The 19,639-nt window shown below is 38.7% G+C and carries 13 protein-coding genes and 4 pseudogenes; 3 read left to right on the top strand and 14 right to left on the bottom strand.

The window, feature by feature from the left end; translation table 11 throughout:
* Window positions 1-103: 103 nt before the first annotated feature.
* The 7 genes and pseudogenes from EZY12_18735 to EZY12_18705 all read right to left on the bottom strand — a co-directional run bounded on the left by EZY12_18735 (window position 104) and on the right by EZY12_18705 (window position 8,230).
* Window positions 104-1,324 carry a restriction endonuclease subunit S gene (locus EZY12_18735; protein QSX66792.1) on the bottom strand — a complete coding sequence of 407 codons (1,221 nt, stop codon included), beginning with the start codon at window positions 1,322-1,324 and terminating at the stop codon, window positions 104-106.
* On the bottom strand, window positions 1,321-3,219 hold the full coding sequence (locus EZY12_18730) for an N-6 DNA methylase (protein ID QSX70731.1): 1,899 nt from the start codon (window positions 3,217-3,219) through the stop codon (window positions 1,321-1,323). The genes EZY12_18735 and EZY12_18730 overlap by 4 nt, the downstream gene beginning before the upstream one ends.
* Before the next feature lie 62 nt (window positions 3,220-3,281).
* A pseudogene (locus EZY12_18725) lies at window positions 3,282-4,827 on the bottom strand (reverse transcriptase N-terminal domain-containing protein).
* A gap of 545 nt (window positions 4,828-5,372) precedes the next feature.
* Window positions 5,373-5,741 (bottom strand): annotated as a pseudogene (locus tag EZY12_18720) (type I restriction-modification system subunit M N-terminal domain-containing protein).
* A 339-nt stretch (window positions 5,742-6,080) separates the two neighbouring features.
* Window positions 6,081-6,212 (bottom strand): annotated as a pseudogene (locus EZY12_18715) (carotenoid oxygenase family protein).
* 20 nt (window positions 6,213-6,232) lie between these two features.
* Window positions 6,233-6,427 (bottom strand): annotated as a pseudogene (locus tag EZY12_18710) (RNA-dependent DNA polymerase).
* 438 nt (window positions 6,428-6,865) lie between these two features.
* Window positions 6,866-8,230 (bottom strand): flippase, encoded by a 1,365-nt coding sequence (locus EZY12_18705; protein QSX66791.1) that lies wholly within the window; start codon window positions 8,228-8,230, stop codon window positions 6,866-6,868.
* A gap of 539 nt (window positions 8,231-8,769) precedes the next feature.
* On the opposite strand from EZY12_18705, the gene EZY12_18700 reads away from it, so the two are divergent.
* The 3 genes from EZY12_18700 (at window position 8,770) to EZY12_18690 (ending at window position 11,793) form a co-directional block, all read left to right on the top strand.
* On the top strand, window positions 8,770-9,120 hold the full coding sequence (locus EZY12_18700; protein QSX66790.1) for a sulfotransferase domain-containing protein: 351 nt from the start codon (window positions 8,770-8,772) through the stop codon (window positions 9,118-9,120).
* A gap of 251 nt (window positions 9,121-9,371) precedes the next feature.
* Window positions 9,372-11,027, top strand: coding sequence for an IS1634 family transposase (locus tag EZY12_18695; protein ID QSX70730.1), 1,656 nt, complete (start codon window positions 9,372-9,374; stop codon window positions 11,025-11,027).
* A gap of 316 nt (window positions 11,028-11,343) precedes the next feature.
* Window positions 11,344-11,793, top strand: a complete 450-nt coding sequence (locus EZY12_18690) for a sulfotransferase domain-containing protein (protein QSX66789.1) — start codon at window positions 11,344-11,346, stop codon at window positions 11,791-11,793.
* A gap of 157 nt (window positions 11,794-11,950) precedes the next feature.
* On the opposite strand, the gene cysC is transcribed toward EZY12_18690, so the two are convergent.
* The 7 genes from cysC to EZY12_18655 form a co-directional block, all read right to left on the bottom strand.
* Window positions 11,951-12,481 (bottom strand): adenylyl-sulfate kinase, encoded by a 531-nt coding sequence (cysC, locus tag EZY12_18685; GenBank protein QSX66788.1) that lies wholly within the window; start codon window positions 12,479-12,481, stop codon window positions 11,951-11,953.
* 191 nt (window positions 12,482-12,672) lie between these two features.
* Window positions 12,673-14,181 carry a glycosyltransferase gene (locus tag EZY12_18680; protein QSX66787.1) on the bottom strand — a complete coding sequence of 503 codons (1,509 nt, stop codon included), beginning with the start codon at window positions 14,179-14,181 and terminating at the stop codon, window positions 12,673-12,675.
* A gap of 288 nt (window positions 14,182-14,469) precedes the next feature.
* The gene (locus EZY12_18675; GenBank protein QSX66786.1) at window positions 14,470-14,874 is read right to left on the bottom strand and encodes an ectoine synthase; all 405 of its coding nucleotides are present in this window, start codon (window positions 14,872-14,874) and stop codon (window positions 14,470-14,472) included.
* Window positions 14,875-15,039: 165 nt separating this feature from the next.
* Window positions 15,040-16,104 carry an aromatic ring-hydroxylating dioxygenase subunit alpha gene (locus EZY12_18670; protein QSX66785.1) on the bottom strand — a complete coding sequence of 355 codons (1,065 nt, stop codon included), beginning with the start codon at window positions 16,102-16,104 and terminating at the stop codon, window positions 15,040-15,042.
* A 48-nt stretch (window positions 16,105-16,152) separates the two neighbouring features.
* Window positions 16,153-17,133 (bottom strand): DMT family transporter, encoded by a 981-nt coding sequence (locus tag EZY12_18665; protein QSX66784.1) that lies wholly within the window; start codon window positions 17,131-17,133, stop codon window positions 16,153-16,155.
* Window positions 17,134-17,259: 126 nt separating this feature from the next.
* Window positions 17,260-18,213 (bottom strand): phytanoyl-CoA dioxygenase family protein, encoded by a 954-nt coding sequence (locus tag EZY12_18660; protein ID QSX66783.1) that lies wholly within the window; start codon window positions 18,211-18,213, stop codon window positions 17,260-17,262.
* Between the two features lie 195 nt (window positions 18,214-18,408).
* Window positions 18,409-19,584 (bottom strand): ISH3 family transposase, encoded by a 1,176-nt coding sequence (locus EZY12_18655; protein QSX66782.1) that lies wholly within the window; start codon window positions 19,582-19,584, stop codon window positions 18,409-18,411.
* Between the last annotated feature and the right edge of the window lie 55 nt (window positions 19,585-19,639).

Raw genomic sequence — 19,639 nt, 5'->3', positions numbered from 1 at the left:
TGATTTGTAGGTTGGGTTGAACGAAGAGAAACCCAACAAACCTTTATAAATGTTGGGTTTCGTTCCATTGCTCCGCAACGCTAACGCGAACAACCCAACCTACTTATACGGTTATAGTTCCATTCATGAGACGCGGTAGAAGTAAATCACGAGCTTGGATAAGACGTTGATTCATAAATATTAAATTTGTTATTTGGTTCGTTGCTAAACTTACTAAATTATTAAAATCTTCCAATAATTTTGAGTTAGGAATTAATGCTGGATATTGTTCCATAACATCCCAATTAGCACGAGGCATTTTCGAGCCTTCTTTAGATGTTTTAGAGGTATAATCAACAAAAGAAATACTAGAAACAAGTGCTAGTGCTAATCCGAAAAAATCTTTGCTTAGTGGACGAATCACAATAGCATCAGAGGAACATATACCATTTATTGGTGCAAAAACAACTTTGTGAAAATAAGGTCTAATTTTACCAAATAAAATATCATTCTTAATAAAGATAAACTTATTACTATTCACTTGGTGACTATATCCCCAATTTGTAAGGGCTATAGATTGTCTTGGAATATGTTCAAGCCCAACGTAAGGCGTATTTGCTTCAATATTTGAAGGATGAATAGATTGTCTAATAGGTGACACAATATCTTGAAGTGTCTTTTTCTTCCACCCTTCAGGAACACCATCAACTACTTTTACTGACTCATAACCAGGGAAACGTAAACGCACAAACCAATCTTTATAAAGCAGGTGGATAGACTCTTCTAGTAGTGCTATTCGGCGGTTGTTGTTGTCTATGAGGTTGTCATAGTTTGAGAGTATTTCGGCTATGCGTTTTTGGGTTTCACATGGGGGTAGCGCAAATGAGAAAGATAGGATATCTTTTCCGCTAATGTGAGGAATATTAACACCAGTAGTAATTTTTTCAACATGAGATTGAAAAGCTGGACTCGCTATTAAGTAGCGTAAAAAGTCAGTTGTAAGACCATTACATCCACGAAGACGAGCAACTCGTTGTACTAATAATGCAAGAGGTTCATAATTACGTATCCACGAAAACTTAAGACGACCTTGAACAATAGGACGATCCATTGCAAGCACTATATCTCCTGGATTTAGCTCGAATTTTTCAAAATCTTTTGCTTCACTAGCTGGCCACCTAACAGCTTTTATCCAGTCTATTTCACGATGACCAAGATTCTCGCCTTTAACTAATGGAATATCCTGTAATGAATGGCTAAAATGAGAACTTTTGAAAGGATAACCTGTTAATAATTCACAGTGTTTTGATAAAGAAACTAATTGTTTATGAAACACTTCTGTCATCCTAGCAACTCCTCAAAATTAACCAAAATACTCGCCCCTAACTCCACTGCTTCCTCATTCAAACTCGCTAACTCCAAATGAATCTCCTTTAACCGTTCCTCAATATCCTCCTCATCTTCCCCAGCAGCAATCCCTACACCCACATAACGCCCAGGTGTTAAACTATAATCCTCATGAGCTATATTATCCAGCGTTACCACCTTACACAACCCCGGTACATCCATAAAAACCGCATCAGGAAACCGAGATTGTAACCAGGTAACTTGCGCTTTCATATACAACGTAGATTTAATCGCAAAAATCCCTGTATCCTTTGCCGTATCCAGTGCATTTTGATGTTTTTTAACTTCCTTATTGTCCCAAACTTCCTGTTTACGCGCTTCTAGTTTTTTTTCTGCTATTTCCACCGCACGATTTACCAGTTTATGTAATTCGTTAATGTGCTTTTGCAGAGTTTTTAATTGAGGAATAAAAACCGCAAACTTAGCTGCACATTCTTTTTGTATTTCATTTATTGACCTCTCCCCCAACCCCTCTCCTATGAGGAGAGGGGAGTTATTGTCTTTCCCCTCTTCCCTTGTAGGGAAGGGGGGTAGGGGGGTTAGGTTCTCTCTAAACCATGCCAGATGCAATTGTAAATCACTAATTACCTTTTTCTTCACAGTAGTAAATTCTTCAACTTCTGCGGTTAACTCGTTCAAAGTCCCACGAAAAGCCCCTAAATTTTGATTAGCGATATCTTCAGCCACTAATTCTTCTACTTCCGGTAAGTTCTTTAATAATGGCAAAGAATCACCAAGACTATCATTAAAATTGTAGAAAAACTCAGTTAACTTTGCCAAAGGTTGATCTAACTGATTTAATACACCTTCAATATTTCCGGCTTCTTGGTGCGTCTGGTTTAAATATTCTCCTACTAACTTTAAAAAACGTTCCGACTGTCCACGATATAACCAAGAAATGGCGGTAATATTCTGGAGTTGTTCATCAGTAAAATCACGAATTTTCCGCGTCACAACTCGATAGATATTCCGCGCATCAATCATCAAAATTTTATCTTTGCGCTCTGCTGGTTTTCCTTTATCTAAAAACCATAAAGTACAGGGTAGGGATCTAGTGTAAAAAAAGTTTGTCCCGATAGAAATAATGATATCTACCGCTTGGGTATTAATTAACTCTTGGCGAATTTCCTTTTCTCCATGTCCCGCATCAGAAGCAGAACTGGCCATCACAAACCCTGCTCTACCTGTGGCGTTTAAATAACTATAAAAATATTGAATCCAAAGATAATTAGCATTACTAACAGCTTTAGTTTTAGCAGCAATTCCGGGGATTTTCTTCTCTGTAAATAACCGGGGGTCACTTTTTACTTTATCTGGACTAACTCCATCAACATTAAACGGTGGGTTAGACATGACATAATTACATTTACCGATCAATTCTTCCCAACGATCATAAAATGTATTACCTTGGCGAATTTTTCCTTCTAAACCATGAACCGCTAAGTTCATTTTTGCCAAATTGGTATTAGTATCAGACTTTTCCTGTCCATGAAAAGTAATTTTTGCGGCTGCATTATCACCGCGATCTTCCAGAAAATGCCCAGTTTGTACAGCCATTCCTCCACTACCAATAGCAGGATCTAGCACATTTCCCCGATCAGGTTCAATAATATTCACAATCAGACGAACTAAAGAAGGTGGTGTAAAAAATTCTCCCCCTTCCTGCGCTCCCGTCATGGCAAATTTATTGAGAAAATATTCATAAATTCGCCCAAATACATCACCTGTAGCTGTGCGTAATTCTTCCCGATCAAAAATGCGGACTAATTTATATAATAAATCTGGCTCAAATTTTGTATATTCCCTTGGGGTAGAGTCGAGGGGGAATATTATTTCCCGCCCCTCTCTGTTAAATCTGGGCGTGCAGCTTTCACTGCACCCAGCTTCCGATGTTCTTAACTTTCGCTTTTGCTCATGTGAATGTAATCGTGGCAGATGAAAGTGAATTGCTAGAAGGTTTTTGGGTTTACCATTCTTATGGTTTCCATCTATATGATGTAAGTGTACCTTCTCATCACTGAGCATTTTTAGACCACAATGACCACATTTATGGCTTTGCCGTTTGAGGGCTTTAGAGGTATTGTTGTTATAGAGCTTGCTGTTACGCTCGCTCCAGTAACTCAAATCTCCGTCGTATGGTGATTTCTCACCTTTGACATTGATGTGTTTGTTTACGGAGTAAGGAACTGCTGGGAATGCCTTCTTTATTAACTCTTGGCTAGTAAGGCGATTCTGTTTAGTTTCCTTGTTGAATACCCTAAATGCTCTGTGATTGATGTGCCATAGGGAGAACCTTGACCCATCCATCTTGCAGAAGCGGTGGTAGTTCCTCCAACCTCTAACTACAGGGGCTAATTTCTCGGCCTTTGTGGTAGCACCATAATTCGAGTTGTTGACGATGTGTTTTACTTTCTTGCGAAAAGATTTAAAGTTGTCCGCAGATGGAACGCATCTAAACTTCCCGTTTTTCTGGACTTTAAAATGCCAGCCGAGGAAATCAAACCCATCTGTCGCGGCGGTTAGCTTTGTCTTTTTCTCGCTGACTTTCATTCCCCGCTCTGCTAGGAACTGACTGATTTTGTCAAGTATTTCTGTGGCATCGTCTTGAGGTCTAAGTATTATTACCATGTCATCCGCATAACGGATTGATGGTTCTTTTATTGACCCTCCGGCATCTTTATATGTATGAATACTTTCGATACCGTTTAAGGCGATGTTAGCTAATAGTGGACTTACCACTCCGCCTTGAGGTGTTCCTTGTTCAGGAAACTCTGGATTAACTCCGGCTTTGAGACATCGGAAGATTCCTTGTCTTATGCTATAAGGAGCGATGAGTTTATCCATGATAGCGGTGTGGTTTATCCTATCGAAACATTTTTCGATATCGAGTTCTATAACTCGTTTATCTATTCCGTTGGCGATAGAGCTTAGGTTGATGAACAAGATTTTCTGTGCGTCATGCGCTGAACGTCCTGTCCTAAATCCGTAGCTTCTAGCGTGGAATGTTGCTTCGTGTGCTGGTTCTAATGCGTACTTGATAAGGCACTGATATGCTCTATCTGCAATAGTGGGGACTTTGAGAATTCGGGTTTTACCATCCTTTTTAGGAATGGGTATTTCACGCAATCCCTGGTGTTTCCAGTCATTGCATTCGGTTCTAAGTTTTTCATTTAGTTCAAACCTTTGCTCGAATGAGAGCGCGGTTTTCCCGTCAATTCCCGCTGTCTTTTTCCCGGCATTTAGCTGTGTTACTTGACGGATAGCCAGTAATCTCGCTGCGGTAGACTTCAGAATCAGCTTTTGTAGGGACTTCGCTTTGCGCTTGTCGCCAACTTGAACCGCTTTGTACACTCGTTTTTGTAGGCGGAATAAGTTACGGCGGAATTTCTTCCACGGTAACGTCTTCCAGGATTCACTAGAGTTTTCTCTGTGTCTAATCATGCTCTGCTCCAATCTGTGTATTCTGAACACCTCAGACCAATTACGGTCTGTCCTACCCGAATTGAAGGGATTCCGCTGCTCGTCCAGCTTACTCCGGGTTCGACCACCCCTAGACCCTCAATCCGTTTTTATTCGTTCCCTCGGTTGATTGTTCGTTCCTTTAGGTGTAGCCACTTCAACTACTGGATTCCCTAGACTCTTGCCGCTATTCTCAACAGGATGCGGCGGGAATTAATTCCAGTGGAGTCAGGTTTTATTGTTGTGTCCTGCTCTGGCGTAAGTTGCTTTTCTAGGCTCTGTTTTCACCGTGGGAACTCCCCATTAGCACCAGTGTCACCTCACAACGGATGTCTGATTGCGCCCTGTTCCTAGCTTCACTCTCCAGAAACCGAGTCTGGTCGGTGTGGGCAGATAGGGATTCATACCTGAGTCTGGTAGATGGGACTTTCACCCATATCAGACCGAGAGTTCAACCTTTTTCCATGATTGGATTGGGTTGGTTAGCTTATGTACGGACTGGATACCGTGATTCAGCTAACAACGAATCGCACTAAAACCCCTTTTAACATCTCTGGTTCTATTTCTTCTATGGCTTTCATGGCTTTATTAATAGCTTCACCAATCTTGCCATCTTCCGGTAAATTCAGGATTTGTTGATATTGAGATTCTTCTGGTAAGAAAATTGCTGATTTTCCTTTAAAGTCATCTGTGGTAATGGGGCGTTTTTTACCTCCCCGTGATGGTAAATTCTGCTCAATATCAGCTTTTACAGCATTGAAACGATTTGTGGCATGACGGAGGAAAATTAGCCCCAATACGGGCATACTGTATTCATTGGCATTAAGTCGAGAATTAGCCCTGAGTTGGTCTGCTGCTTCCCAGAGAGAAGATTCTAGTTGAGTGATGTTAAGCATGGATGGTAAATACTGTTTACTGGACTGGAGAAATTAGAAATTTATATAAATTTATACAACAGTAGCTCTGATAAAAAGAAAATTGGTTATCTTTAGCCATAGCCTAGACAATCATAGTTACCACATTTGAGGAACAAATAGTTAGTTATTCACTGAAAGTTTGTTGAAATTACTCAAATGCAGTGCCGCAAAGGATTTCGAGAAAATGCTAAATTATCACCAACTAAACGGAGTAGTTCAATCGACAGAAAAACCCCATTTCAGATACATTCGTCAAAACCTATACCCATCAGATAGCACCCCCACCCCAAGGAGTCACAAAGGGCGGGTTTGAAACCATTAAAAATCGTGTATGAAACTGCCATGCAAACCATAGGGGACGTGATGCTTTAAGTGCAGGCGAGCTATGAGTCCTTGACTGAGGCATTTGCCGTCTAAAATTACAACATCAGTGCGGTGGTAGGCGTAGATATTTCGCTATATTTACCCCCATCTGCGTATCTCACAGATTTATGTATGGCTTCTATTCCATGTAGGGCAATGTTGGCAAGTAATGGGCTGCACACGCCACGTTGAGGTGTACCTTGTTCAGGGAATTCAGGGTTGACTCCGGCTTTCAGACATTTCCATACCCCCAATTTTACACTCTGAGGTGCTATTATTTGAGACATGAGGTGGTTATGGCTTTACACATCAGTCACATATCAACTATCAATTGAAATGCCAAAGCCAAGAAAAGATAGAATAAATGTTTGGCAAGAATATCATCCTGATATCTGGTTTCAAGAGTGTGAAGCCAAGTGTAATAGTCTTCTTAAAAAATGCTTTCACTAACTACGGGTTGCTTAAAAACTCCACAAAACGAAAATCGTAATTATCAGGATAATCAGGGTTTCGGCTCGTAAGAAATGGGACAGAATTAATTACACAACTGATTTTTCTGTTCCATGTTCCATGCGATGCACTGAGCTTGTCGATAGCATAGCGTGGCGTAAGCCATACTATTCCCTGTTCCCTCCCTCAACAAGCGAATTTAATTTTGTCCGACTGACTTGAAAATAGATTTTCATCCCTCCTGGTGTACGCAGTTCATGATGGCTACTTACTTATTTCTTGAAAGAGGCTTAAGATGCTGGTTTTTGTTGGTTCTCTTTTTCTCCTGAGTTAAACAAGCCATACAAAGCCCACGGATTAACTCCGACATACTTCATCGCCAGAATACTTAACCAGATTTTCCAGATTAGCATTGAAAGAACCGTTGTCATTGCAGACCCAAGTATTCCAAAGTGGATAATTGCAATTGGGTTCAGTATCACGTTAATTAAAGCACTACACCCAAATACGATTGCTGACTTATTTTGATGTCCAGTCATCCCCAGTAAAAAGCTGACGGGACCGAATAGGACATTAATCACTTCACCAATCACTAGAGTTTTTAGCACCCAGTCTGCTGTGACAAATTCTGACCCAAACATCGCCAGAATCGGCTCGGCAAAAACCATTAAGAGCAGTGCAATGAGCAAGGACGGCCAGAGAACCCACAAAGCTGTAGTCGATACGACAGCTTGTAGTCCCTGGTGATCACCGCGAGCGTGCAGAGTTGCAAATGCAGGTGCTGCCACAATATTGATAATTTGCAAAAAGAAGGCAACCCACACAGCAGTGTTGCTAGCTGCGGAGTAAACTCCTGCCGCTTCTGCACCTACTAATGAACCAATCATCAAAATGTCAGTACGAAACAAAATCACAATGAAAGCAGATTGAAGCAATAAAGGGAGAGCAACCTTTAACCACTCACGATAAGCGTAGGTAGGCGTGGCAGCTTCAACAGTTTGGTTGAGTTTTCTTCTCAACAACCATAGCTGCAACAAAACAACTCCCAGTAAGATCAGTGTTGACAGCAAAATTACTGGCACACTGCTCAAAGAATGGTTTTTGGTGAAAAGAAGAAAACCTCCCAGCAGAATTAAGGCAGGCGATAAAATACGTGAGGGTGCAAAGGCTAGTGTAATATCTTCCAAGGCTCTGAAAGTTTCTAACTGTAGCTGAGTTAAAGCCTGCAATAGCACCATCCACAGACCAATGAGCAGAGGAGTCGTATAGTCCGATTCGTAATACCGATTAATGATTAACACAATCACACTTCCTAGAAGAGAAACCACGCAGCCTGATAGAAAAACCAGTAGCCAACTTCCCCGAATTATCCCCCGCAACATCCCCCAATTTTGTTGAACCTTGTATTCTGAAACCAAGCGCAAAACCGCATGAGGCAAACCTAAACCTGCAAAAATTGCTAATAAGTAGGACCAAGAGAGTGCGTAATTATAAACACCATATTCGGTTGACCCCATCCACCAGATCAGTGCAAATTGCAGCATATAGGCAAGGGCATCACCAATCGCTTGTAAAATTAAGGCAATACCAGCATCACGAGCCAGTAAGCCAATATCGACACTATTCTCAGATTGAGAAATTGCTGTTTGAGTCATGATCAACTTATGTTCAGGAAAAGTAATATATTGCAGCACTTCAAACAAATAAGGATTGAACAGGAACGGTATCGGGAAGTAGGTGGACGTAAAATAACTAAAATGTGTAATGATATGTAAATTTACCCTAATGCGTTATTGTGGTTGAGTTTCAGCCATTTTACAAAACGGAATATATTTTGATTTTCCTCCGCCCACCTACTTATCAACCCGAATCTTACAAGCTTTCCTTCGCGTAGAACGTTAACAGGATAATTATATTCTGACATATAACATTTTATTACAACATTCAACATTTGTGAAAACAATATGGGACTATGATCATCGTATTGTTCTCTAAAGTTGCAGGCAATTAATCTAGTAGTCTGTCAAGCTTGAAATTGTGAGTTATTAAATTTTATAACCGTTTGTTAGCAATACTTTCAAACTTCGTTAACACACAAAATTAATATTGACAGACCACTAGTATCAAAATTCCGCAATCTAATAAGCTTCGTAAAATCTTAAATATTCACATTTTTTCAAATAACTGACTGCTTATGAACTCGAATGATGACTTGTTAAAATTGGGACTTAATAAAGTATATAGCGACGATACTTTTTTGTGTTCATACCCCAAGAGTGGTAATACATGGGTTAGGTTTTTGGTAGCTAACTTATTAGAACAGAAATTAGAGATAACCTTTCGTAATATTGATGATTATGTTCCTGAAATTGAACTACATAAAGAGCGATTAAATCATCTTTCAAAACGCCCATTAATGAAAACCCATTGGCCTCTATTCTATCTATTCCCAAAAACTATTTATTTAGTTCGTGACCCCAGAGATGCTTATATCCCACATTCCGCACCCACAACTGTCACACCCCAAGCAAACGGATGTATTTAGTACATAAGAACTAAATGTTGAGAGGATTTGTTAAAGCTAAATAGGAATTATTACTATTAAGTTAGAGATACAGTTAAATATTCACGACTAAGTACGAAATTATTGGTTCTTAGGTTATTTTGATAGAAAACTTAGTTTAAAATCATTGAAAGGTTTATCCTCAATGACAATGAAAAAACTAAAAAAATGTGTTGACTCAACAGAAAAATGAGAAAATACAAAACAGATACTTTTGTGGAGTTTCTGTTGTCATGTTGAATATAAAAGACCTTGAATTGAAGAAGATTGACCATTTAGGAATAGTAGCAGGAATAGTAGATTCAATTGGGATAGTAGAAATAATTAATAATTTACTAGGGTCAGAACCAGAAGAAAAAGTCAGTGCGGGTCAGGTAGTAAAGGCGATGATTTTAAATGGATTAAGCATGATGTCACAGCCTTTATATATGTTCCCAAAATTCTTTGAATTAATCGCTTGTGAACACTTAATTGGTGCAGGAGCAAAACCAGAATATTTCAACGATGATAAGCTGGGAAGAGTATTAGATAAATTATTTATAAAAGGACTAGATACAACATTTTTAGCAGTCAGTTTAAATGCGGTAAAAATATATCAGATATCACTTTCATCATCACACTTGGATTCGACATCATTTCATGTAGATGGAGAATATGAAAATAGTTTACCATCAGTAATATTTAAAAATCAAAAAGAATCAGGTTCATTGGAAAAAGAAAATGAAGAGAGTCAATCACCTCAAGCGATAAAGCTGACCTATGGTTATTCAAGAGATCATCGTCCAGATTTAAAACAATTTATTACACAATTAGTATGTTCAGGAGATGGAGATATACCAATATATATAAAAGCAGTATCAGGGAATGAAGTTGATTCTAAAAAATTTGGAGAAATCGCAGTTGAATATCAGAAAAGAATACAAGTTGATAGTTTGATAGTAGCAGATAGCGCATTATATACAGAATCAAATATCAAGTTAATGTCGAGTCTCAAATGGTTAACCAGAGTACCCTTAACGATAAAATCAGCAAAAAACTTAGTGATGAGTTTAGCAGAATCGGAATTTGTTAAAAGTGAAAAAGTAGGATATTCTTATGCCGAAAAGAAAATAACTTATGGAGATATAGAACAAAGATGGTTAGTTGTGCAAAGTCAAGATAGAAAAAAATCTGACTTAAAGAAATTATCAAAGAAAATAGAAAAAGCTTTGACTAATACTCAAACTAAGTTAAAAAACCTATTGCAAGAAAAATTTGCTTGTGCTGCTGATGCTAGAAAAGAATTAATCAAAATAAGTAAAGAATTTAAATATCATCAAGTAGAAAATATCGAAGTTATCGAAAAAAGTCCTAACATCAAAGAAGAAAATCAATCAAAATGCTATCAAATCTTAGCAACAGTTGCTGAAAATAAAGATGCTATTGACCAAGAAGTATTAAGTGCAGGAAGGTTTATAATTGCCACAAATGTTTTATCAGAAAAAGAACTGAGTAAAGAGAAAATGCTGTCTGAATATAAAGCACAGCAATCCTGTGAACGAGGATTTAGTTTTCTCAAAAATCCTTTATTTTTAGCAGATAGTATTTTCCTGAAAAGCCCAGAAAGAATAGAGGCATTAGCAATGATAATGGGGTTATGTCTGCTAGTTTATACTCTAGCACAAAGAGAAATTAGGGCTGCTTTAAAATCCTTAAACTATACTGTAAAAAATCAATTGGGCAAAGCCATCAACAATCCAACAATGCGGTGGATATTTCAATGTTTTCAATCAGTTCATCTTGTTACTTTTCAACAAAAAACAGACTTTTATAACTTAACATCTGAAATGAAGTACATTCTTCTATTTCTCCCAGAAGCTTGCCGTAATTACTACAGATATATAAGTTGATTTATCAACATTATTAATAGTTTAATTATACAATTTGACTCATTAATTTTATTAATGAGTTTAAGTTTTAATGCTATTTTTAAGTTTATTTCTAGAAGGATATAAGTTATGATTAAGTCTTGATAGACTAACAATAAAATTATATTATATTTTTTGCCAGAAACCACCCTTATTCTTTATTGCTTCTTATTGAGAATACATCTGAATCAATTTTCCTATCTAAAATTTGTTTTTTTATATATCAATGTATTCTTTTACTCCTTCTTCATCAATTTACCTCCGTAATCACCGTTTGTGACAGTCAAGGGTGCGGAATGTGGGTTATATATCTTTGTACCACTACGCGACCAAGAATGGATGGTTTGCAGGTTCTCTCCCTGATTTCTTGAGAACACCTAAATATTATGGGAGTTGGGAAACTCATGTTGGTATGGCTTTTAATCATCAAGAAGCTTACCCAGATAAAATCAAAATCTTTAGGTATGAAGACTTGGTTCACTTTCCCACAGAGAATTTAACCCTTATTGCTGATTTCCTAGAAATAAAATATGAGAAGAATTATATAGATATTGCCATCGATAAATGCTCTTTGAACAATCTTAGAAAAGTGGAATTTGAACACGGTCCCGAAGCAAACAGAAGCAGTGGTTTTTTCCGAAAAGGCCAGATTGGGGAATGGAGACAAGTCTTATCAAAGGAAGATAGTTCATTTCTGACAGATAAATTTTACCCTTACTTATTAAAGTTTGATTATGCTATCGAATAAGTATGAGAAGAATAAAATGAGTAACTAAAAACAATAAGCAAGGGTAAAAACCGACAAAGAAATTACTGTGACTACTTAACACAAATGCGGTAAATTCTTTATCCTTCTATAGGACGGGTATGGATAGGGGAATAAAAACGAAAGGTGAGGCAACGAGTTACACATGGGTTTGTCTAGCAAAGATCGCCTCTAGAACCTTGGTTACACTCTCATTTAAGTGTTCTTGACCTGTTCTGCATTCAACTTCTGCGTGAGTTGGTGGTTGGTAGGGATCATCAATTCCAGTAAAGTTTTTGATTTGTCCTGATCTAGCTTTCTGATATAAGCCCTTAACATCTCGTTCCTCACAAACATCTAACGGAGCATTGACATAGACTTCAATGAAATTACCAATTTTCTGCCGCACTTCATTACGAACATCTCTATAAGGAGAAATGGCTGCAACCAAAACAATCACATCATTGCGAGTTAATAATTGGGCAACAAAGCCTATACGACGGATATTTTCGTCTCTATCTTCTTTACTGAAACCTAAACCCTTAGTTAAGTTCTGGCGGACAATATCGCCATCAAGAACTTCAACTTTATAACCTTGTTTGAGAAGACTTTGCTCCACAAATTTACAAATAGTAGTTTTACCAGCACCACTTAAACCAGTAAACCAAACAGTCACACCAGATTGTTGCATTTTTATGAATTGAAATTCTGATTTAATTTTAATTAGACCAATATTGATGTTAATCGTCAATATTGATAGTTTATGTGTAATACAAATTATTTGTGAGGGTGCATATTATTTCTACCCCACCCCTAGCCCCTCCCCGCAAGCGAGGAGGGGAAATGGATTTCTAGTTAAATTGTATTTATGTATCTTTATCTTCAATTGGTCTGAGGTTGATACAAAGCTAAACGCATGACATCAACTAATCTAATTGACCAGTAAATAGCCGCCACCAAGAATATGCTATGTTCTAGAGCTATTCCTGTGGATACAACTCGCACAATTCCCATGATTAATAGAATTAAGAGCGCAATATGTAATCGACAATAGTGAAGATAGGATTGATGTTTAGCCGTCTTTCTTGTCACAACGTACTTGGGTTTTTTGTTTCTGCCATTGACAATAGCAACCCAAACCATTTTGAGATTAGCAAATAAAAGGGCTAATTCTAGGGTTTTGTGTTTCCAACCAAAAAGAATGTTACCTTTAAAGACCAATAACTCGAAAAGAGTCATAAATGCGATCGCCACAAAGACAATTGGCGGTACACTCAGAAACATTGGGTTACCAATTATTAAAGAAATAGCGATTGTCACATTCGAGAGAAATACTGATGTGGGATAGAGTAGTTCACTTATTGCTTTTGTACAAAAAGCTAACCGTTGCTTGAGACTTAGCCCTGACAAATCGACAAAAAACACTAATCGAAAGGCATCTAGAGACCAAACAGAACGTTGCTTCAAGAAGTTTTCCAAATCAGTTACAGGTGCTTGAGTCGAGACACCCACCACATCAAGTGCTTGAGAAGCCCAACCTTTTTGGAGAATACGGACTGTAGTGGTTACATCTTCGACCATATTCCAAGCATCAAAACCGCCTACATCCACAAGTGCTTGCTGACGATAGACAGTCCCTGAGCCTAGTGAAAACACGCCTCCTAACCATATTTTCCCCGGTAGAACATAGGATTGTAAAAATACCTCTCGCGTATCAAAGGGATCTGACTCATCTAGAAGCTGCGTTTCTTTATAAGTTTGCACTAAACCTACAGTGGGGTGATTAATCAGATAGGTTGTACATTTTCTCAGAAACTGTGGATCACCTACACAATCATCACAGTCTCGTGTTTCTATGTAATTTATACCGGGAAAAAGATTACGAAGTTCCTTCCAAGCTGCATTGAGTGCGCCAGCTTTTGCCTCACCTTCCCGATCTGAAGAATCTTTAGAAGGTGGTAGAACATGATAGCAGGAGAGTTTTGGGTAAGCAGACTGCAAAATGGTTGTAAACGTTGCAATCTCATCTCTGCGAGCATCATTAGCAATGAACAGCTTAATTTTATCTATGGGATAATCCTGCTTAACAATGCTGTCAACTGTTGCCTTTAAAAAATGAATATCTTCGTTATAAATAGGAACGATAACGGCAACTTCTGGCGTTTCTGAACTTAATTGCTCTACCTTAACCGGACTGACAGTATGAATATTTACAATGATGAAGTAAATAAAAAACACTGCACTCATTACCACACCTAATCCGCACAGGTAGGCTAATACGAAATAGTCGAGATTGAGATGGGAAAGGAGGGATAGGGTAGCTGTAAAGATGGACGCGATCGCCACAATGCCAGTAATTTTGAGTAGAACATTATAAGCTATCTGCTGCATTAAATCTCCCTATTCTCTAAAATAAACGTAAATTAGCTTGCCATTTTCCATAAACAGCCCATAGCCACCAAATCGTCCACCATGAGTCATGAGACTTCCCTCAGCCCCATCAGGGGGGATCTTGATCTGTTCGACTGATTTTGCCGCCAAAAGGACGGTCTGGTTGAGGCAGAATCGTCAGTGGTGAAGCTAAGGTAGGAAACCCTAAAGAACTCAACCCTAGCCACAAAAGGACGATCAGCACAACTAATATCAGAGATGACTTTAGTCCTTGCATATGGAATAATCCTACCGAGTTGCCGGCAACTCCTGAATCTGATAACTGGAACTGTTTTTATTTCCTAACTTATGGGACTCATGACCTTGAAGTGGAGGATTAAAGACGCAAATCAGCCGCATCCGAGTCTTTGCCCGCAGATAATGCTTTTCCCGTTGGTTGAGCGCATACATAGTACCCGGCTCCATCGAGTAGACAATCCCATCAACTTCGACTTCCCCTTCCCCTTCAATGCAGTAGCAAGCTTCTAGATGATTTGTGTATTCCAAAAGAGATTCTGTACCTGCATCTATGATCGTATCTGTGAGAGAATAACCCATACCATCTCTAGCAAGCAGAAACCTGCGACTTTGCCCATTGCCCCAAGCAACATCGCGTTCAGAGTTGATAATTTCGCTTAATTTTCTGATAATCATGGCACTTGATTTCTTGAAAAATGGGATTTTAGTTGAAGGAGGCAGGAAACAGAGCGCAGTTTTCTTCCTGCTTCCTGCCTTCCTGGATAAACTTCTAGCTTGTGCTTTGTAGTTTGTTATCTTTGAATATTTGCTGACAAATAACTAGTTTCAAGACCGAATTAGTCAGATATATTCCGAGAGAACGTTGTGAAAATGATCAACTCCCAGTTCATGCTCCTCGGCAAGTTGTGTTACCTGATAGGCGCGTGAATGGAGTCCGGCTTGAATTTGCCGACAAATGGAAAAATCCTCTTCCATGAGGACATCAAATCCCTGACGAAACTCTTGGGAGCGATAGGGAATACCTGCAAATTGAGAAGGAGCTTGGTAAATAATGATCTCCACCCTAGTGTTACCCGCATCCAAGGGAATCAGATGAAAGACAGAGAGAAATTTTTTGTGTGGGTTCAGCATCATATTTGGGAAAATATAGCCCTGATGTGAAACCTTCCCTGCTTCTGAAAAACTGGTAAAGAATTCTCCTCCCTGATTATTCGTATAGGGAACCTCAATTCGGAGGTGGCGACCTGTGGGGAGGCTGCGGATGTTATCACTATCGTAAACTGTCCCAAACCCCTGATTGTGGACTACCTCAAAATGGTAATCCTCAACGTAATTTTCCACGATCAATTTCCAGTTAATCGGTTGATCATAGAACCAACGGTCAACTTCTCGGAGGGAATTCCAATCCTGATCATAATGTTCCAAGAAAGCAGGCATACCCACCAAGTAATCATCGAGGGATTCTCCGTTGGCATCGGGATTGACAAAAATAAACCCACCCCAGGTTTCTACTCTTGCTCGAACTAGGTGAATTTGGGATTTGTCTAGGTTCGGAAAAAGCTTAGGCTTGGTAATGCCTATAAGCTGACCGTCTAAGCTGTATGTCCAGGCGTGATAAGGACAGGTAATTTTGTGATGACAGTTACCTTCTCCCTCTAATAACTTTGCTCCACGATGGGGACAGACATTGTGCATGGCTTGAAGAGACCCATCAGTTGCCCGGATCACAAAAATTGGCTCTTCTCCCAAGGTATAAGTCAGGTAATCACCTGGTTCGGGAATAGTTTCTTGCCGACCAATCAATTGCCAGGTACTACGCCAAACGGTTTTTAGCTCATGAGCAAAGATTTCTGAATCTGTATAATATTTTGCCGGAAGTCCCAATTGCTTGGTTTGTAGCAGCATCTTTTGTCCCTTTATAAATATCTTTCTCAGAAAGAGAGCGAACTAAAATTAAACACTCTCCTCAATTTCCTTAACCCCAGACGAGCTAGAAATACTCAGAGATAGCCCCAGTACAACTACGCAAAAAGCAAGTAAATTAGACAAGCTTAAAGTTTCTGAGAACATTATCCCAGCGATTATGGCAGTCGTAAATGGTGTTAGTAAAAAAACCAGGGCGACAAATCCTGATGAAAGCCGCTTGAGGCTATATAACAGTAGTCCTTGAGCAAGCAAACCGGAAACTGACATACTCACAATAGCTATCCAGCCTGGTAACGAAGTCGGCAGTAGATTTTCGTGGGTTATTACCAGAACCATTAACGTCAATGGTGTTCCACAAGCAAAGCATCCTAGCAGTACAGTATCTGTCTGTAACTGAGTTCGGAGTTGTTCTGCTCCTAGTAAATATGCTGCTAGGAAAAGTGCCGAGGCAAGTGCTAGAAAATCACCTTGTAACTTATCAATACCGATTTGAAAGTCATTAAATCCGACTATCAACAATCCTGAAACGGCGATCGCACACCCTATAAGAAAACGCCTGTCAAAGCACTGTTTGAATAGTAACCATCCCCCCAGAACTGTGAAAACAGGCGTGAGATTATTTATTAGTTCACAATTGGCTACAGTGGTTTGACTTAAAGACCAAGCTAAGGTGATCAGCATTCCCGCCAAAAAATTCCCCGTTACCAGAAATAATCCCAGTAATTGAACACGGTGATAAAGCGGCGGAGATAGGGGGGGAGATTGATTTGGACAATTAGCCAATTGACGATATATAGCCAGTAATCCCCAAATCAAACCTAAGATGATCGTTGTTAGAAAAAAGCGGTCAAAGATTGCGGTTCCTGAACTCGTTTCCATTGCACCCCATTTGGTAAAAACAGGAACGAAGGAAAACGCGATCAGTGATCCTAGCAATGAGATAAAAGACCACAAATCTTCCGACTTGATAGGTAACTTTTCTGGTGAAGCATCGGATAAAACAGACATTTTCGAGAAAGAACTCACGATCAGATTTATGGAGTCATTGAGGATTACAGTGCGTAAAGAGTTAATACGTGGTTATCTTTACACAACATATTCTAATCCTATGAAAGTGAATCAACAAGACAAAAATCAACCAGAAACAGAAACTTCTAGATTGGCAAAGGGGCTTTCTTTGCCGCTGTAGTCTTCTTCCGAGCTAACATACCAATCCTGTTTCTTGAAGATACCGAGTCCACCATCTCCTGTTTCTCCCTCTTCACTTGGATGGAAGTTGTGTTGTTCAAATACGGATGTGTAGCTACCATCTTTAATCACAGAATCAGGTAGTTTTTGAATGGGCTTGTACTGATGATGCTCCTGTCCTTCAACCCAAAATGGTGCATTAGAAACAGCATTGTAATGACAATGAACCACTGTCCGAGTTTGATCTGTGAGGTTGGGTCCAGAACAGTGCAAAGTATTACCGTGGAAAAACATCACATCGCCTGGTTCCATCTCGCAATACACGAGTTCTAGGCGCTTGAGAATTTCTTTGACACGTTTTGGATCAGCAAATACCGCTTGATCTCCTCTAGCCATATCAAAGCGACTAGCGAGATGAGACCCCTTGACCATTTGGATACAGCCGTTTTCCTTGGTATTTGCAGTAATGGCGATCGTGCAAGTTGCAAAATGGGGAAATAGACAACCATTTTGGTACCAAAAGGCGCAATCCTGATGCCAATCTACAGTCCCTTCACTGTAGGGGTCTTTTTTGAGAATCTTGGAATGCCAATGGTAGCTCTCCTCTCCCAAGAGAGCTTCTGTTCCATCTACTATGCGGGCAATTCTCGGCAAAACTCCTAGATAGGTTTGTTCTAAATCAGTCCAAGTTGTCACCTTATAAATTTTGCCAAAGCTATCAAGGATGTTGGTTTGATAGCCCATGACATTTGGGTCTTGTTCGCAAGCTTTACGCAGTGGCTCAATTTCATCTATGTCGAAAAACCCTCGCACGATCAGAAAACCATCTTTGTGATATTGAGCAATTTGCTCTTGGGAAAGAGGTCGTACTGTACGAACTTTCGCGTCAAATGTCAACATGATTTTTTCTAAACTTTATTCCACTTTTATTTACTCACAATTTTAACATTATCAGTAAACCAAAAAGTTTTTTCCTGAAGGGAGATCGCCAAATACTGTGTAGTATAAAATACTTTTTTATTCCCGATACTCTAATCAGCAGACATAGTATAGATAATAATTACTTATGATTAGCTGGTTAATAATTTCTTGACGCTAACCGGATGGAATATAAATGCTTTCAACGACTTGATATTTCTTCTGTAGGGCTTGAGATAAAAAGGCTAACATCTGTTTGAGTGTAAAAAGTGTGCGATAAATTAATCTACTACCTTTCCTTTTACGACTGATTTTGAGCCATAGTAGATTCACCCAGATGTTAATTAGAAGAAAGGATATTCCAATGAATAGTAATCTCAAGACTGGATTTTTGTTATTCGTCTTAATTCGACAAATATTTTTCAGACGATAACTGGTTTCAATGCCAAATCTTTTTCGATAATCTTGATAGATATAATTTAAATTTGTTTTGACCTTATAAGCAACATAAACAAAGTATTGAACCCCATGCTTTTTATGCTTTCCCTTTCTATATTTACAGACGATCCATAAATCAAATGTGACAAAATCATCTTTGTCTCTTGTAATAGTATAGGTAGTTTTATAACTTTTTTTACCCTTGAGGAATTGTTTGATTCCTCCTTTTTTTCCAGTCTTGATAGCAGGCATAAGAAAGGGAATATCTAATGCCTGTAACCATCTAATTACAGGAGTATTAAAAAATCCCCTATCCAAATAGAGTTTTTTTACATTTATTTTTAGGGATTCAAGTTCTGCTAATAAATAAGTAATTAAAGCCACACTAGTATCTAATTGGCGAACACCTCTTATTGCTAGAGTTACACGCTTATTATTACTAATAACATATAAAGTGGCATAGGCATAAAATGAATTAGTACCAGATTTAGCTTCACTTCGATATATGTAGGGTAATTCTGACGATGTTGGTTGACCATAATAACAAATTAAATTTAAATCAATCGCTATTTTCAAACACCCTTTTTTTAATCCTAAAGGAATTCGACTTTTTAATGCTTGATTTATTTGCGCTTCTAATTCCTCAAAATTGTTAATTTTATTGAGATGATATCTAATATCATTAGCTGTCGGAATATTTTTTAACAATTTAGCTGTGTTTTCAATACTGTCTCCAGTGCTGGCTGCTTTAACCAGAATCTCGAATAAAGTTTGTTGGTCACAGGCTCCTTGCGTTTCAATCGAAAAATTTTCTACTAAACACTGAATAACCTCATCAAGAGTTTCTGAGTCGGTTAAAACGAGTTCTTCTGTAGACTCGCCCCGCGTGGCTTTTGTTAGAGATGAAACAGTCAATTTTTTCAGCCAATATGCTACACACTACTTTCATCATTTCATATTTTGATCCAGT

It is taken from the genome of Dolichospermum sp. DET69 (assembly GCA_017355425.1).
Taxonomy (GTDB): Bacteria; Cyanobacteriota; Cyanobacteriia; order Cyanobacteriales; family Nostocaceae; genus Dolichospermum.
Note: the sequence above shows the minus strand (reverse complement) of the source record. Positions and strands in the feature narration are given on the sequence as shown.

What these genes read in the sequence shown, in the direction of transcription:
- EZY12_18735 (QSX66792.1), bottom strand. Translation starts at nt 1,324, where the DNA reads ATGACAGAAGTGTTTCATAAACAATTAGTTTCTTTATCAAAACACTGT.
- EZY12_18705 (QSX66791.1), bottom strand. Translation starts at nt 8,230, where the DNA reads ATGACTCAAACAGCAATTTCTCAATCTGAGAATAGTGTCGATATTGGC.
- EZY12_18700 (QSX66790.1), top strand. Translation starts at nt 8,770, where the DNA reads ATGAACTCGAATGATGACTTGTTAAAATTGGGACTTAATAAAGTATAT.
- EZY12_18695 (QSX70730.1), top strand. Translation starts at nt 9,372, where the DNA reads ATGTTGAATATAAAAGACCTTGAATTGAAGAAGATTGACCATTTAGGA.
- cysC (QSX66788.1), bottom strand. Translation starts at nt 12,481, where the DNA reads ATGCAACAATCTGGTGTGACTGTTTGGTTTACTGGTTTAAGTGGTGCT.
- EZY12_18680 (QSX66787.1), bottom strand. Translation starts at nt 14,181, where the DNA reads ATGCAGCAGATAGCTTATAATGTTCTACTCAAAATTACTGGCATTGTG.
- EZY12_18675 (QSX66786.1), bottom strand. Translation starts at nt 14,874, where the DNA reads ATGATTATCAGAAAATTAAGCGAAATTATCAACTCTGAACGCGATGTT.
- EZY12_18670 (QSX66785.1), bottom strand. Translation starts at nt 16,104, where the DNA reads ATGCTGCTACAAACCAAGCAATTGGGACTTCCGGCAAAATATTATACA.
- EZY12_18665 (QSX66784.1), bottom strand. Translation starts at nt 17,133, where the DNA reads ATGTCTGTTTTATCCGATGCTTCACCAGAAAAGTTACCTATCAAGTCG.
- EZY12_18660 (QSX66783.1), bottom strand. Translation starts at nt 18,213, where the DNA reads ATGTTGACATTTGACGCGAAAGTTCGTACAGTACGACCTCTTTCCCAA.